Source organism: uncultured Imperialibacter sp. (assembly GCF_963974565.1).
Lineage (GTDB): Bacteria > Bacteroidota > Bacteroidia > Cytophagales > Cyclobacteriaceae > Imperialibacter > Imperialibacter roseus.
The window spans coordinates 98980-113619 of the sequence record NZ_CAXBCJ010000003.1; the positions used below are offsets into that span (position 1 = coordinate 98980).

A 14640-nucleotide genomic window follows, 5' to 3' on the forward strand; every position below is an offset into this window, starting at 1 on the left:
GAAAGCGGGGCAGATAGCGTAGCTTCCCAATTCTTTGATGGTCAGAACTAGCTTTTTAGCAAAAAAAGCCTATTTTAGGTCATGTTTCTTCGCAAACGTAGCCTGATAAACCAGTTGTGCCACCGCACATTTGGCTATCTATTGAGAATACTCCTTTGCTTTCTCCTATGCCTTTTTGCTGCCTGTGGCAGAACTTCCTCCGATTCTAAAGCCATTGACAAAAATAAAAGAGTGGCCGAAGAGGTAGTAGACTTCGACCTTGACAAGATCATGGCCAGAGGGTTGTTAAAGGTCATCATCGAAAACAGTTCTACTAGCTACTTTATCTATAAAGGCCAGCCAATGGGCTATGACTATGAGTTGCTGCGCAGGTATGCCAGGTCCATAGGGGTGAGGCTGCAGTTCATTATTTCTCAGGACCTGGAAGAAAGCTTCAGGAAGCTCAACAGCGGAGAGGGAGATATTCTTGCGTACAACCTTACAGTTACCAAGGAAAGAAAGGAGAGGATTGCGTTCACACATTACCACAATCTTGTCAGACTGGTGCTCATACAGCGAAAACCTGAAAATTGGTATCAGATGAAACTCCATGAGATTGAGGACCAGCTTTTGACGAATCCGGTCGACCTGATTGGCAAAGAGGTTGTTGTGCGCAAAGGCTCGTCATACATAAGCAGACTGGAGAACCTGAGCGACGAAATTGGTGGTGACATTGTGCTTGTTCCGGCTTTTGCCGAGCAGACAACGGAGAACCTGATTCATGAAGTAGCTACCGGAAAAATTCAGTACACGGTTGCCGAAGAAAATGTCGCTCTGCTCAACGCCACTTATTTTCCTATTCTTGATGTTAGCACTGCTATTAGTCTGCCCCAGCAAATCGCCTGGGGCTTAAGAAAAAACGGCAGCCAGTTACAGAAGTCTTTGAATCTCTGGATTGACGGCATGCGGAAGACGGCCGATTACAATGTTATCTACAATCGGTATTTCAAAAACACCAAGACATACACTTTGCTGGCGCAAAGCGACTTTTCTAACCTGAACAGTAATACCATTTCTCCCTACGACGAGCAAATCAAAGCTGCGTCTCATGAGCTGGGCTGGGATTGGAAGCTGCTGGCTGCGATGGTGTTCAAGGAATCTCAGTTCAAACCTAAAGCAAAATCGTGGGCCGGAGCTGTCGGACTGATGCAGCTGGTTCCTGATACCGGCGAACTGTATGGAGCGAAAGACCTCACCAACCCCGCTCAGAATATAAATGCTGGCGTTAAGTACCTGCTTTGGCTCGACAAACTGTGGACTAAACGGATTCCCGACAAAAAGGAGCGGATAAAGTTTGTTTTGGCCTCTTACAATGTTGGCCAGGGCCACGTGATTGATGCGGTCAAGCTCACTGAGAAGTATCACGGAGACGCTGCGAGTTGGAACGACGTGTCGGAGTATCTTCTGAAAAAATCGGAACCGAACTATTTTAACGACCCTGTGGCCGAATTTGGTTATTGCCGTGGAGCCGAGCCGGTCAATTACGTGGCCGATATCTTGTCACTGTTCGATCAGTATTCTCAAATGATTTCAGTGTAGGTCAGGAAAATAGCTTGCTACAATCTTTGCAGAAGAAAGACAAAGCGGAATGCCACCGCCCGGGTGCACACTGCCACCACAGAAATAGAGATTTTTTACCCGCCTGCTCTTGTTGGGGTGGCGAAGGAAGGCAGCAAATCTGTTATTAGAACTATTGCCGTAAAGTGCTCCCTGTGAGGACGATGTTTTTGACTCAATCCTGATGGGGTCTAGCACGGCTTCTTCCTCAATCAGTTTCGCTATGTCGGTTTTCAAAACCCCCGAAAGCTTTGTAAGGATGTGTTCCTTAGCCCGAACTTTTAGCAGCTCCCAATCTTGCCCCGAATTGTGAGGAACGTTGATCATAACAAACCAGTTTTCGCAACCGGCTGGCGCATCGCCAATCACTTCCTTTGATGTGATGTTTACATATACTGTAGGGTCGGCATAAATGTCACCCTTGGAGAATATGTGATCAAACTCTTTTTGATAGTCACCGCTAAAGAAAATATTATGGAGATCGAGCTCCTTAAAGTTCTTTTTAATTCCCCAGTAGAAGATAAGGGCCGAGCTGGATTTTGGCTGGTTCAAAAGTCTGGCTGGTGCTTTTGTGTCCGGGAGCAAGCGCTTGTAGGTGGCCACCATGTCCATATTGCTAACTATGTTGTCAAATGGATGATCCTGGCCGTTGACTCTGAGTCCAGTTACCTTGCCGCTCTTTAGATTGATTTTCTTCACCGGGCTATTGAAGCGAAATTCTACCCCACTCTCTTTCGCAAGGGTGAAAAGACTTTCTGTAATTTGGTGCATGCCTTTTTCTGGGATAAATGCACCCACCCCAAACTCCAGATGGGGAATGATATTCATCGTAGCTGGCGTTAAATATGGACTGGAGCCATTGTAGGTCGCATACCTGTTAAACAGTTGTGTGGTTTTGTCCTTGGCGAACCTTTGCCGGTTGGCAGCGTGCATAGTCCGGAAAAGGTCAAGCTTGTGAAGCACTTTGTATGCCTTAAACGCTTGCCTATTGAAAAATGTCTTGACATCGTGCAATGACCTGTGAATAAAGAGGTCAGCCAGGTGGTCGTATAGAAAGGAGCTGTGCTTGAGAGCAGCCAGTGTATTTGCAGTTGGTTCCCCAAGCTTGTCTTCGAGTTCAGTCGCCAGTAGCTGTGGGTTGGCAGAAGCCTGCAGAGAAATCCCATCATCGAAGAAGTAATTAGCGGTGTTAGAGAGTTGCTTATAGCTGAAGTGATTTTTTGGATCTTTTTTTGATATTCTGAATAATTCATCGACATAATCTGGCATTGTAAACAGGGAAGGACCAGCATCAAATCTATATTTCCCAAGCCTGAGTTCAGTCAATTTGCCTCCCGGATAATCGTTTCCATCAAAAATTGTGACCTCATACCCTTTGTTAGCCAACCTGATACCCGCAGCCATGCCCGCAATACCCGCTCCAATAATTCCGACTGTTTTTTCCATTAAATGTATTTTCTTAGTAACATTAAAGCCGGGCCTAGGTTATGACCTGAGCGCAATTTTTTAGCACAGTAAAATTTTACTAGAAAAAATTATATTTTTTATAAGATAGTTTCTAAAAATTGGTTACCTTTATTTTGTAAGGCGTATTAATCGATGATGTAAAGACAACCAGCAGTTAGAATACTACTTCAAATGAACGCAATTAACGACACCATGTCTTACGCCATCGACCGATTACAGCAGGAATACCAGAGGTACCGCCCTGCCAAGCTTACTCTTGAGCAATTTACTTATTTGGTTCAAATGTTTCCTTCGCTACTTGTTTCTATGAGCGATGGGGTGTTGGACAAAGAGGAATGGGATGCTGTGCTAAGGGCCGCCGAAAACCTAGGCAAGAACCTGGCAGCTAGCCCCGACGAAGTCGAATCCCTTTCCGATGTGTACAAAACAGAGTTTCGCTACCTTATTGACAATAGCGAACGCTGGAGAAAGAAATTTATTAATGCACTGAATGACTTCCTTAAGGAAGACCCAACAGCAAAGGATTTGGTACTGGAATCAATGTACCTGTTTGCCAATGCTACTGACGGGATTTCAAGTGCCGAGCAAAAATTGATTGACGAATTGTCAAGCAGGCTGGATTTAAATAACTAGTCCAGCCAACCAACGATTTTTTCCAGGTCGATAGCTTCCGGAGGTGTGCTCATTGGGTACACCTCCCTTATTTTACGCATAACCGACTCTTGCCTGTTGCCCTGCTCAAGTGCCTTGCTATAAGGCATGTTCGAAAATGTCACCATTGTGTAAAGCGGAGTCCATTTGTCCGGGTATTTTTCGTGAATCCTCGCTTCCAATTTTTTTTGCCAGATAAAACCGGCGTCTGCTACCTTGTCACGCATCTCAATAAAGTTGTCATTAGCAAGCTTGGCAATGGCGTCAGTATTTGGCTTGCGTGACTTTTCGAATGTCTGAAATACTGTTTCCCAGTTTGGGTATTCAGCATCTATAATCTCATCCAGTAGCCGACAGTCTTCGAAACCTGCATTCATTCCCTGCCCAAAGAAAGGAACAATGGCGTGTGAAGCATCGCCAAGCAGCAGGCTTCTTTTCTTACTCCAGGGGTAACACCGTATAGTGACAAGAGAAGAGGTTGGGTTAGTGAAAAACTGATCAATGAGGTTAGGAATTACCGGTAGTGTATCGGGAAAGACTTCGGAAAAGAAAGTAGCGACTTTTTCAGGGGAGTCTAGTGCTTCAAAAGATGACTCTCCTTCAAATGGAAGAAAAAGGGTGCAGGTAAAGCTCTTGTCGATGTTGGGCAGGGCAATGAGCATGAATTTGCCCCTCGGCCAAATGTGGAGGGCGTTGGGGTCAATCTGGAACTCCCCGTTTTTCCCAGCAGGAATGTTTAACTCTTTGTACCCATGTGGCAGGTAGTCTTGCATAAAGTTGAACCTGTCTGAATGTAAAAAAGAGGCCCGAAGAACAGAGTAGGCACCGTCAGCCCCAATAATAATGTCACCACCATGCTCCTTTGGTTTTCCACCTGTTGAGAAAGACAGCACAGAGTTATCGATGTCGGCCCGCTCACATTTGTGTTCAAACCTGAAGGATGCACCGGCGGCTTCTGCTTCACCAATAAGGTATTCGTTCAACAAACCCCTCGACACTGAGTTGATAGCCTGGTTGGCCTTTCCGTAAGGCTGAAAATGAACCTGCGAGTCTAATTGGTGAATCATACGACCATGCATAGCCAGCATCACCTGGTCGAGGTTCCTGGTAACCCCTGCTTTTTCCAAAGCCAGCAGACCCCTGTCGCTTAAAGCGAGATTGATGGATCTTCCCCCTAAAACATCGTTTTTTCTTGGGTCAGGGCGCTTTTCAAAAACTTCTACTTTGAAACCCTTCTTAGCTAAAAAAATGGACAGCAGCGAACCAACCAGCCCCGCACCCAGGATCAGTATTTTTTCTTTAGCCATGTTTTATTGATGCTAGCTTTAAAAGTTCTTCCTTAAGAATTTCAACAAACTGAAAGACCTCCTGAAAGGTATTGTATAATGGAGCGGGCGCTATTCTTATGACGTTCGGCTCCCGCCAGTCCGCAATAACTCCCCTTCTTTGGATAGCATTGAAGACCTCTTTGTTCCCATTGGTAATGAACAAACTCAACTGACTACCCCTTTCTTCAGGATTGGAAGGCGTAATAATTTGAACAGTTTCGTCGTCCTTATTAAGCTCCCTGAGTAAAAACTCCAAAAAACCCGTGAGGGCCACACTCTTCTTCCTCAGCTCATCAATGCCTGCTTTTTCAAAAATATTCAGCGAGGCCATGTGAGCCGCCAGCAGTAATACAGGGGCATTGCTTAATTGCCAGCCGTCGGCATTGGGTGTTGGATCAAACCCCTTTTTCATCTTAAATCTCTCCTGTTCATTATGTCCCCACCAACCACCAAAGCGATTCAAATCCTTATTGGCGGCATGTTTTTCATGGATATAAATTCCAGAAATGCCTCCCGGACTGGAATTCAGGTATTTGTAAGAACACCAGGTCGCAAAGTCAACCTCAGCATCATGCAAGGACATCGGCACATTCCCCATGGCATGGGCCAAATCGAAGCCCGCCAGCGCTCCGACCTCATGCGCTGTTTTGGTAATGGCAGCCATGTCGAAAAGCTGGCCGGTGTAGTACTGTATCCCACTGAACAGCACCAAAGCAAGTTCGTCTCCGGCTTTCGAGATTTCATTTACAATATGACCCGTAGAGTAAAGATTGGTGTCGACATCCGGCTCTACTTCTATGATGCACTCTTCCGGGTCGTAGCCATACCATTTCAAATGGCTTTCCAGGGCATATTGGTCAGAAGGGAAGGCGCCCTTCTCCATCAGAATTTTTCTCCGCAACCCCTGAGGTTGGTAAAAGGTCACGAGCAGCAGGTGCAAGTTTACGGTTAAGCTGTTCATGGCAACGACTTCATGCTCTTTCGCCCCAACGAGGCGGCTCAGCGTTTTCCTGGCTTGTTTGTGATAGGTCATCCAGGGTGTCGCTCCCTCAAAGTGACCTTCTACCGCAAAATGTGCCCAATTATCCATTTGCTCTGCAATGCTATTCGCTGCAGCTTTTGGCTGGAGACCAAGTGAGTTCCCACAGAAGTAGATACAATCCTTTCCATTTCTTTGAGGAATTTTAAATAGAGATCTGAATGAATGGAGGGGGTCATGTTCATCAAGCTCCCTGGCGAAGCTGAGAGAATGTTTATAAGGAATACTCATCTATTTTCTGGCTAAAGTTGTCGATAGAACTCTACAGTCAATGTGTTAATTTGGTTGCGTACAACAATGGCGGACTGTCCGGGGCACACCTTCATTTATCGTTTGTCAGAGACAAAAATAGGCAAATTAGGAAGCTTGGAGCGACGGGAGCTGCTATTATTCACGCCTTTGCTAATTTGTTTTGCTGGATGCCCAGCCAGTTGAGGGCGTTTTTGTGAAGTAACTTCTGCCGGGTGCTCTTCGAATACGGCATTGACTGTATAAGTTTGCCAGGCTCATGCTCACCCAAAGGGAAAGGGTAGTCCGACCCCAAAACGATGTGATCCTCGCCGACCAGCTTCACCAGCATGTCCAAAGCCATTTGATCATAAACCAGCGAGTCGAGGTAAAATTTACCTATATAATTTCTCGGGTTAACCGGGTTGTCAACAGCACAAAGGTCGGGGCGAACGTTGAAGCCATGCTCAATTCGGCCGATGGTTGAGGGAAATGAACCCCCTCCGTGGGCAAAGGCTATTCTAAGGTTTGGAAGCCTTTCGAAAACTCCCCCGAAAATAAGTGAGCAAATGGCCCTGGAGGTTTCTGCGGGCATGCCCACAAGCCAGGGCAGCCAATACTTTGGCATGTCCTCTTTGCCCATCATGTCCCATGGATGAACAAACACCGAAGCGCCCAGCTCTTCCGCTGCCTGAAAAACGGGGAAGAGCTCCTCTGCATCCAGGTTGAGCTTATTTACGTGTGTGCCTATCTCAATCCCGTGCAAGCCCAGTTGCTTCACGCACCTTTCCAGTTCCTTCACTGCGAGCCTGGTGTCCTGTAACGGCAGGGTGGCGAGGCCGATATATCTGTCGGGATATTCCTGCACAATGGAGGCTATGTGATCGTTCAGCAGCATCGAAAGATCATGGGCATCTTCTGCCCTGGCCCAGTAGTTAAACATCACTGGTACAGTCGACAGCACCTGCACGCCTACTCCATGTTGGTCACATTCATGAATTCTCCTTACCGGATCCCATGTATTGTCTTCTACCTCCCTGAAAAATTTATTATCGATCATCATGCGGGCGCAGCAAGGCTTGTGGTGCTCAAGCCTGATCCACCCCCCATAGCCATACTTTTCCTTCAAATCCGGCCATTTCTCCGGTAGAATATGGGTGTGTATGTCTATTTTGAAATCAGTATCCACTTTAACACAAAGTTAGGCTCTTGCTGGCGGCTCCATCACCGTGCCGCAGTTGTCACATGTTCTTTTTTCTTCGCTCTCGTAAAATTCCTGCATGATTGGGGGCAGTTGCGAAACGATGTCAGTAATTACCTCAAACTTCTCATGGAGTTTGTGGCCACACGCTTCACAAAACCACATGAAGCCATCCTTGTGTTTTTCTCCCCGGTACACTTCCATTACCAGCCCCACAGTGTTGGCGGGCCTTTGCGGGGAGTGCGGCACTCGGGCAGGCAGCAAGAAAATGTCTCCTTCCTTAATGATCAGGTCAAGCGGCCTTCCATCTTCTATTATTTTCAGTTTTATATCTCCTTCTACCTGATAGAAGAATTCTTCCGTTTCATTATAGTGATAATCCTTTCGGGAGTTAGGGCCCCCAACTACCATCACTATAAAATCATCGTTTCCTTTATAAACTTGTTGGTTTCCTACCGGAGGCTTTAACAAATGTCGATTTTCATCTATCCAACCTTTAAAATTGAAGGGTCTTTTAATAGTCATAGCTAAACGAATAATGTTTTCGTATTTTTCTAAAAATAACGAATAATACCCATTTAGGAAAAGGTAGTATTACGAGAAAACGGTAACAATAACTAAACTATGGATTTAGATTTAAAGGGAAGGAAAGCTTTGGTTTGTGGCAGCACCCAGGGAATTGGCCTTGCCAGTGCGGTTGAGTTGGCCAGGCTTGGCGCTGAAGTCACACTTCTGGCCCGAAATGAGACAGCCATGAAAAAAATTGTCGCTAGCCTGGCTGCTGAAAACGGGCAGTCGCACAATTACCTCTCGGCAGACTTCAGTAGCCCCTCTAGTGTTGAGGTGGCCGTCACAGCTGCTATCAACCGGGGAGCTCGCTATGACATACTGATTAATAACACCGGAGGGCCTCCGGGCGGGCCATTGCTCGATGCAAATTATTCGCAGGTGTTTGATGCCATGGAGGCGCACCTGCATTGTAACCATATACTTGTGCAGAAGCTATCGCAGGGGATGAAGGAAAAGAAGTTTGGCAGAATTGTTAATGTAATAAGCACGTCGGTGAAAATACCCATCAGCGGTTTGGGTGTGTCCAATACCGTGAGAGGAGCGGTAGCAAGCTGGGCAAAAACCCTTTCGCTTGAGCTGGCGCCTTTTGGGGTAACGGTAAACAATGTGTTGCCGGGCTTCACTGAAACTGAGAGACTCTTTTCCCTTATCAGGTCCAAGGCTGAAAAAGAAGGGAAGTCGGAAGAAGAAGTGGCCAGGTCGATGAGGATGGAGGCACCTGCGGGGCGTTTTGGCACGCCGGAAGAAATTGCATCACTTGTCGCTTTTTTGGCTACGCCTGCTGCCGCTTATATTAACGGTACAAGCATTCCTGTGGACGGAGGAAGAACTGGCTCTATTTAATATGAAGCAACCTATTGTCGACCTTCATTGCGATTTGCTGTCTTATCTGTCGTCAGTGCCAGGTGCTGGGGTTGATAAAGCAGCAGAATTTGGGGCTGCTGTTCCGCACTTAAAGGCTGGTAATGTTAAGCTCCAGGTAATGGCCATCTACACCGATACCAAAGCAGGAAGTAGTGCGGCTGGCGAAAAACAGCGAAAGCTTTTTGACGAGCTCCCAACTCTCTCGAACGGGTTTTTCAGCTGTTTTACGAGCAATGCACTTTCTCCGGAAGCATTGGATAACCAACCTGGCAGCTACGCCTGGTTGGCAATAGAAAATGGATCAGCCTTTTGTGAAGAGGACGAGAGCCTCAGCGCAGGCTTGCTCCGGCTGGAACAGTTGGTGGCATTGTCAGGGCCACTGGCCTACATTATTATGACTCATCACTATGAAAATCGTTTTGGAGGCGGCAACTATTCGGATGCGGGGCTGAAGGCCGATGGCGAGGTGCTGCTTGATTTTCTGGACGGAAAAAGGATTCCGGTTGATTTGGCACATACGAGCGACAAGCTGGCTTACGGCATTCTGAATTATATCGACAAAAGGAGCCTGAATGTCCCGGTGTTGGCTAGTCACTCCAACTTTCGAAACGTTCACAGCCATGTCAGAAACCTTCCGGATGAGCTGGCTATGGAGCTCATAAGACGAAATGGACTGATCGGCATCAATTTTCTGCGCAACTATATCAACGACACCGACCCCGGAGTGTTATACGATCACATTGACCATGGCATAGAGCTTGGGGCGCAGCACCTTCTGGCATTTGGCGCCGACTTCTTTTATGCATTGAATCATCCTGACCCGTCTCGTTACCCAATCTATTTTCAAGGACAGGACAACGCCTCCTGGTATCAAAAGATTCTGGCCGAAATAAGGGAGACAGGAGCGAAGCATTTTGAAGAGGGGATTGCCTATAAGAATGCGATTGGTTATTACTCGTCATTGAAGTGAAGAAGTTTGCCAACTATATCGACGGAAAGCTTGTGCCCTCAACGTCAAAGGATTATCTGGACAACTTTAATCCGGCGACAGGCGAAGTCTGCAGTTTGCTGCCCGACAGTTGCCAGGAAGACGTTGAGGAGGCAGTAGCCGCAGCAAAAGGAGCATTTCCGAAATGGTCTGGCCTCTCCCCCGAGGATCGGTCTCAGTACCTTATTAAAATTGCAGAAGCTGTGGAGAAGTGCCAGGCCGAGCTTGCTCTTGCCGAAACAACCGACACGGGAAAGCCCCTTTGGCTTTCAAATGCCATGGATATTCCCAGGGCTGCTGCTAATTTCCGTTTTTTTGGGCACGCCATTACCCAATTTGCTTCCGAGTCGCATCTGGTCGACGGTGTTGCACTGAATTATACCCGACGTGGTCCCCTTGGCGTGGTTGGGTGCATTTCTCCCTGGAATCTGCCCCTGTACCTCTTCACCTGGAAGGTAGCGCCGGCATTAGCTGCCGGCAACACCGTGGTTGCCAAACCGTCAGAGCTCACTCCCCACACGGCCTCCCTGTTGTCAGAAATTTGTATAAAGGCCGGACTGCCTCCTGGCGTCCTGAATATAGTACACGGGGCCGGCGGCAAGGTTGGTCAGTCCATCGTCCAACACGACGAGGTCAAGGCCGTGTCGTTTACAGGAGGCACTGCTACAGGAAGAAAGGTTGCTCTTACAGCTGCCGAGACGTTTAAAAGAACATCCCTTGAGCTAGGGGGAAAGAACCCAACCATCATTTTTGAAGATTGTGATTTTGATTTGGCTGTTGAGAGCGCTGTTCGGTCATCCTTCACCAACCAGGGCGAAATATGCCTTTGCGGTTCGAGAATTTATGTCGAGGAAGGTATTTATGAGAAGTTTTTGGGTGAGTTTGTAAAACAGGTCGACGCTTTGAAAGTGGGCGACCCATTGGACGGTGACGTAAAAGTAGGCGCCCTTGTCTCTCAACATCATCAGCAGAAGGTGCTGCAGTATGTAGCGCTTGCGAAGCAGGAAGGTGGACACATTTTGTGTGGCGGCGACAGGCAAGTCGTTGTTGGCCGATGTGAGAGGGGCTATTTTGTGCAACCTACTGTAATTGCTGACTTGCCAAACTCATGCAGGACAAACCAGGAGGAGATATTTGGGCCAGAAGTAACCGTTCAATCGTTTAAAGGGGCCGATCAGGCCATCAGCCTGGGCAACGAGTCATCATATGGTCTGGCGGCGAACATTTGGACGTCGGACCTGAAGATGGCACACAATGTTTCTCACAAGCTGCATTTTGGAATTGTCTGGGTCAATACCTGGCTTTTGAGGGACCTTCGCACCCCTTTTGGCGGGATGAAGAATTCTGGTTTGGGTAGAGAGGGTGGCTTCGAGTCGTTGCGGTTTTTTACCGAAGCCCAAAACATTTGCATCAAACTATAAAAAGAAAGGCCTCAATTGAGGCCTTTGATTTTTTACGAGTCGATGGTGATCGATTAAACAGCTTCGCCTTCTGGCTTAAGTTTGTTGATTTTGAATGGCTTACGCTCCTTATGTCCGCAGTAAGAGCATTCGTAATATTTCATCATTTCGCCGTCTTCATCATTAGTAGCCGTCCGTGTAACTTCTTCTTTCATCACCCTCAGGGTTTGGTAGTTACACTCGCTGCACTGTAGTGCATGCAGTCGACCATTGTACTTTTCAATCTTCACATAACCTGACACTTCATCAATCCAAACGTCATAGTCTACAGAGAAGGCAAGTTCTTCAGCCTGCATACCTTCGTCAAGGTATTCATCTTCCTCTTCTTCGCTCAGAAGCTTCATCTTACGACCATCAGGAGAAAGCCTTGGAGAGTATCTCAATTTCTTAAGACGCTTCTCAATATAGAAGGGGTAGTAAAACTTAAGTACGTTTTGAACAACCACGCCAGCAATGATACCAAGCATGGAACTAACGAATATCCTTACGAAGAACCAAAGAACACCTGTTTGATCAACCAGTGTGTTTGAATACAGAGCAGCACCAATGATTATAAGAAGAAAAGCATACCACAAAAAGTTAATCTCGTTTTTGTTGATATAGTCATATTTAGTTTTCTTATCACCGATAGAAGCTAATCTGAGGAAATGATAAATAAGGACAACTAAACCGATAGCAACTAAAGCATAAGCCCCATATTTCCCATAGGTGTTCCAAGCTTCAAGCAGACTAGGTGAAATTTCTTGCATAGCGATTCGACGTTAATAGGTTCAAAAGTAAGTTTTGTTCGATGTAAGGTTTATGTGGCAATTAAATAACTCTTTCGTTGTGAGAATTGCACATTTACAGTATTGCAATGTACAAATATATTTAATTCAGCATTTATTCAATCTTATAAACAGCTAAAATTAAAAAAAAATTGACGGCAACCAAAAGTATTAGACTGCCGGGGCAGGTCGTTTTGGGCTACTGGTCAATGTAATATGCTAATCAAAAAGGCAGGCATAGCTGCTTGACTTTCTTGTGGAAAGCAGAAATAGCACTCTCTTTCGCAACTTTTTGACGAAAATCTGGTTCAATAGTAGAAATACCTATTATTAGGTATGGAATTTGCAGGTGGTTATTGGTACCTTTGGGTAGTTTATTGACTCTTCAATTTCATTACCCCAAAGCCAACCATAATTATTTAGAATACCTCAATATAAATTGGGAGTATAGATGTTGTTAGCAACCCAAATTTTTAACCCTAAGGGCAATTAGGCCTCTGTTTGTTATCAAAGTGTAATTTTTTTGTAAAATCTCATTTGACCTGATAAAAACGTTGGTAAAATTTAAAAATAGCATTAACTGGGTATAAACTTTAATTTTTACGATATAATTCATAATCTTGCAAACCAATTCAAATTATTTAACCATGAAAAAACTATTTAGAAATTTATTGTTCTTTAGTGCAATCGGATCTGTAGCCATTTTGGCAAGTTGCGGTGGTGACGAAGAAGAGCCGCTACCAGCTGCACCTTCAATTACTGTTACTGTTTCAGGTGATGCAGAAGTGTCTGGTTCAGAAATTACAGCTATCACTGGAGATGAGGTGTCGTTTGCTGTAACTATTACAGCCCCTGGAGTGTTCAACACATTGAACATCACGCCTTCCGTTGACGGTGTTGCTGGAACCCCTACTGTATTTACGAGAAACTCAACTGAGGTAACAAAAAATGCTGATAATACAGAGGCATCTATTACGATTACCTACACTTTTGAGGAAGAAGATGAGGACACAGAAATTACGTGGACGTTTGAAGCTGTAGACGACAGTGACCAAACAGCAACGAAGGAATTTACAGCAACTGTAAGTGCGCCTCCTTCTCCTGAAGCAAGGGCTTACACTGCAGTATTGCTTTCAGCTCCACTAGGAGATAAGTCTGCTGATGGGTTCTTCTCTTCAAACACCGGCTTAGTGTATTCTCCTGCCGATGTAACTGGAACTAGTGCTGCTATTTCTCCAAACATTGATTTCGGTTACTACTACGGTGCTACTGATAAAGCTAGTTTAGCTTCTCCTAAGGCTTACTCTTTGTTATCAAACGCTGGCTTCACTGCTCAAGTGGCTGGTTGGGGAACTCTCAATGAAACGATGCTGAAGAAGACTACGTTAACAGCAGCAGCTTTTACGGAGGTGACTACCTGGGCTGACCTTGATGAAGTGTATACTGCGGCTACTGATGCCGCTGCCGGAGTGAAAACTACTCTTGAAGCGAATCAGGTGTTGGCGTTCAAAACAGCTTCAACCAAAACTGGTGGTAGCAAGATAGGCTTGATCCTTGTGAAAAGTATCACCGCTGGTGATGGCGTAGCAGGTAAAATCGAGCTTGAGATTCTTGTTCAGGAAGACGCTGAATAATTAGCTCAATTAGAAAATACTTTAGCAAAGGCCATCTCGTAGGGGTGGCCTTTCTTTTTTTACGCCAGCGAACCCAGCGCCGCTTTGCACGCTTCCGGCTTCTCATACATGCCCATGTGGGCCGTCTCCTCCAAAAGCACAAACTGATCAGACCTAACCATTTCCTTCATCAGCAGACTTTGTTCTAATGGCACGGCACCGTCTTTTTCACCGGCAATGATGAGCTTTGGCTGGCCAAACATTTTAAGCACTTCGCTTCTTTCGGGCCTGTCCCGCATGGCAGCAGTGTAGGCAGTCAGGGTATCAAGCCTGGTTCCTGCTGCCAGGTCAACCACTTGCTGCACAATGCCCGGGTTCTTTCTTCTGAAGAGGCTGTGGAAAAGGCCAGGGACAAATTCAGTGGTAAAGCTTTCTACTCCGCTTTTGTTGACGTAATCAACCACCTTGTTTCTTGTTGCCTTCTTTTCAGGTGAATCAGCAAAGACAGTAGAGTGAAACAGACACAGGCCACTCAGGCTATTCCCATATTTTTCTGCCAGGGCCAGCGCCACATAGCCTCCCAGTGAATGCCCGACAACAATTGGTTCAATCTGTTCAGGTTCAATCACCTGATGGTAAATAACCTCAGCCACCCAATCGATGGAAAGTGGGTGGGCTAGCTCTAAATTGCTCCTCCCAAACCCGGGAAGGTCTACGAGATAGATTGTTCTGCCTGGAAAAGCCGACAGCATGTTTTCCCAGATGCTGTGGTCTTCGCAAAAACCGTGAAGCAAAAGTAAGGGAGATTGATTCGAAGATGGTAGTTCTTCGAGGGGTAGTTTCTTTACAAATAGGGCCATACGGCCAA

Annotated in this window: 13 protein-coding genes; 6 read left to right on the forward strand and 7 right to left on the reverse strand. The window is 46.1% G+C overall.

Annotated elements, in window-relative coordinates:
• Positions 1 to 81: 81 nt before the first annotated feature.
• Positions 82 to 1578, forward strand: a complete 1497-nt coding sequence (locus AAC052_RS05440) for a transporter substrate-binding domain-containing protein (RefSeq protein WP_339811561.1) — start codon at positions 82 to 84, stop codon at positions 1576 to 1578.
• Here AAC052_RS05440 and crtD read toward each other — a convergent pair.
• Positions 1570 to 3042 (reverse strand): 1-hydroxycarotenoid 3,4-desaturase CrtD, encoded by a 1473-nt coding sequence (gene crtD / locus AAC052_RS05445; RefSeq protein ID WP_339811564.1) that lies wholly within the window; start codon positions 3040 to 3042, stop codon positions 1570 to 1572. The genes AAC052_RS05440 and crtD overlap by 9 nt on opposite strands.
• 192 nt (positions 3043 to 3234) lie before the next feature.
• Here crtD and AAC052_RS05450 point away from each other — a divergent pair, with 192 nt between their 5' ends.
• On the forward strand, positions 3235 to 3696 hold the full coding sequence (locus tag AAC052_RS05450) for a tellurite resistance TerB family protein (protein ID WP_151998059.1): 462 nt from the start codon (positions 3235 to 3237) through the stop codon (positions 3694 to 3696).
• Here the strand turns inward: AAC052_RS05450 and AAC052_RS05455 are convergent.
• From AAC052_RS05455 to AAC052_RS05470, 4 genes are all read right to left on the reverse strand, one after another.
• Positions 3693 to 5021: an NAD(P)/FAD-dependent oxidoreductase gene (locus AAC052_RS05455; protein ID WP_339811567.1), complete on the reverse strand. Its 1329-nt coding sequence runs from the start codon at positions 5019 to 5021 to the stop codon at positions 3693 to 3695. The genes AAC052_RS05450 and AAC052_RS05455 overlap by 4 nt on opposite strands.
• Positions 5014 to 6312, reverse strand: coding sequence for a kynureninase (gene kynU, locus AAC052_RS05460; RefSeq protein ID WP_339811568.1), 1299 nt, complete (start codon positions 6310 to 6312; stop codon positions 5014 to 5016). The genes AAC052_RS05455 and kynU overlap by 8 nt, the downstream gene beginning before the upstream one ends.
• Before the next feature lie 160 nt (positions 6313 to 6472).
• The gene (locus tag AAC052_RS05465) at positions 6473 to 7498 is read right to left on the reverse strand and encodes an amidohydrolase family protein (protein WP_339811569.1); all 1026 of its coding nucleotides are present in this window, start codon (positions 7496 to 7498) and stop codon (positions 6473 to 6475) included.
• A gap of 12 nt (positions 7499 to 7510) precedes the next feature.
• Complete coding sequence (locus AAC052_RS05470; protein WP_317488558.1) at positions 7511 to 8035, reverse strand: 3-hydroxyanthranilate 3,4-dioxygenase; 525 nt, start codon at positions 8033 to 8035, stop codon at positions 7511 to 7513.
• Between the two features lie 99 nt (positions 8036 to 8134).
• Here AAC052_RS05470 and AAC052_RS05475 point away from each other — a divergent pair, with 99 nt between their 5' ends.
• The 3 genes from AAC052_RS05475 to AAC052_RS05485 are packed head-to-tail and all read left to right on the forward strand — an operon-like array spanning position 8135 to position 11353.
• Positions 8135 to 8923, forward strand: a complete 789-nt coding sequence (locus AAC052_RS05475) for an SDR family oxidoreductase (protein WP_339811570.1) — start codon at positions 8135 to 8137, stop codon at positions 8921 to 8923.
• Position 8924: 1 nt separating this feature from the next.
• Entirely contained in the window at positions 8925 to 9914 is a 990-nt protein-coding gene (locus tag AAC052_RS05480) for a membrane dipeptidase (RefSeq protein ID WP_339811572.1), read from the forward strand.
• Positions 9911 to 11353, forward strand: coding sequence for an aldehyde dehydrogenase (locus tag AAC052_RS05485; protein ID WP_339811575.1), 1443 nt, complete (start codon positions 9911 to 9913; stop codon positions 11351 to 11353). Before AAC052_RS05480 ends, AAC052_RS05485 begins: the two co-directional genes overlap by 4 nt.
• A 53-nt stretch (positions 11354 to 11406) precedes the next feature.
• Here AAC052_RS05485 and AAC052_RS05490 read toward each other — a convergent pair whose 3' ends face one another.
• Positions 11407 to 12141: a hypothetical protein gene (locus tag AAC052_RS05490; RefSeq protein WP_317488554.1), complete on the reverse strand. Its 735-nt coding sequence runs from the start codon at positions 12139 to 12141 to the stop codon at positions 11407 to 11409.
• A gap of 665 nt (positions 12142 to 12806) precedes the next feature.
• On the opposite strand from AAC052_RS05490, the gene AAC052_RS05495 reads away from it, so the two are divergent.
• The gene (locus tag AAC052_RS05495; protein ID WP_339811578.1) at positions 12807 to 13793 is read left to right on the forward strand and encodes a hypothetical protein; all 987 of its coding nucleotides are present in this window, start codon (positions 12807 to 12809) and stop codon (positions 13791 to 13793) included.
• A gap of 59 nt (positions 13794 to 13852) precedes the next feature.
• Here AAC052_RS05495 and AAC052_RS05500 read toward each other — a convergent pair whose 3' ends face one another.
• Positions 13853 to 14632: an alpha/beta hydrolase gene (locus tag AAC052_RS05500; RefSeq protein ID WP_339811579.1), complete on the reverse strand. Its 780-nt coding sequence runs from the start codon at positions 14630 to 14632 to the stop codon at positions 13853 to 13855.
• Positions 14633 to 14640: the final 8 nt, after the last annotated feature.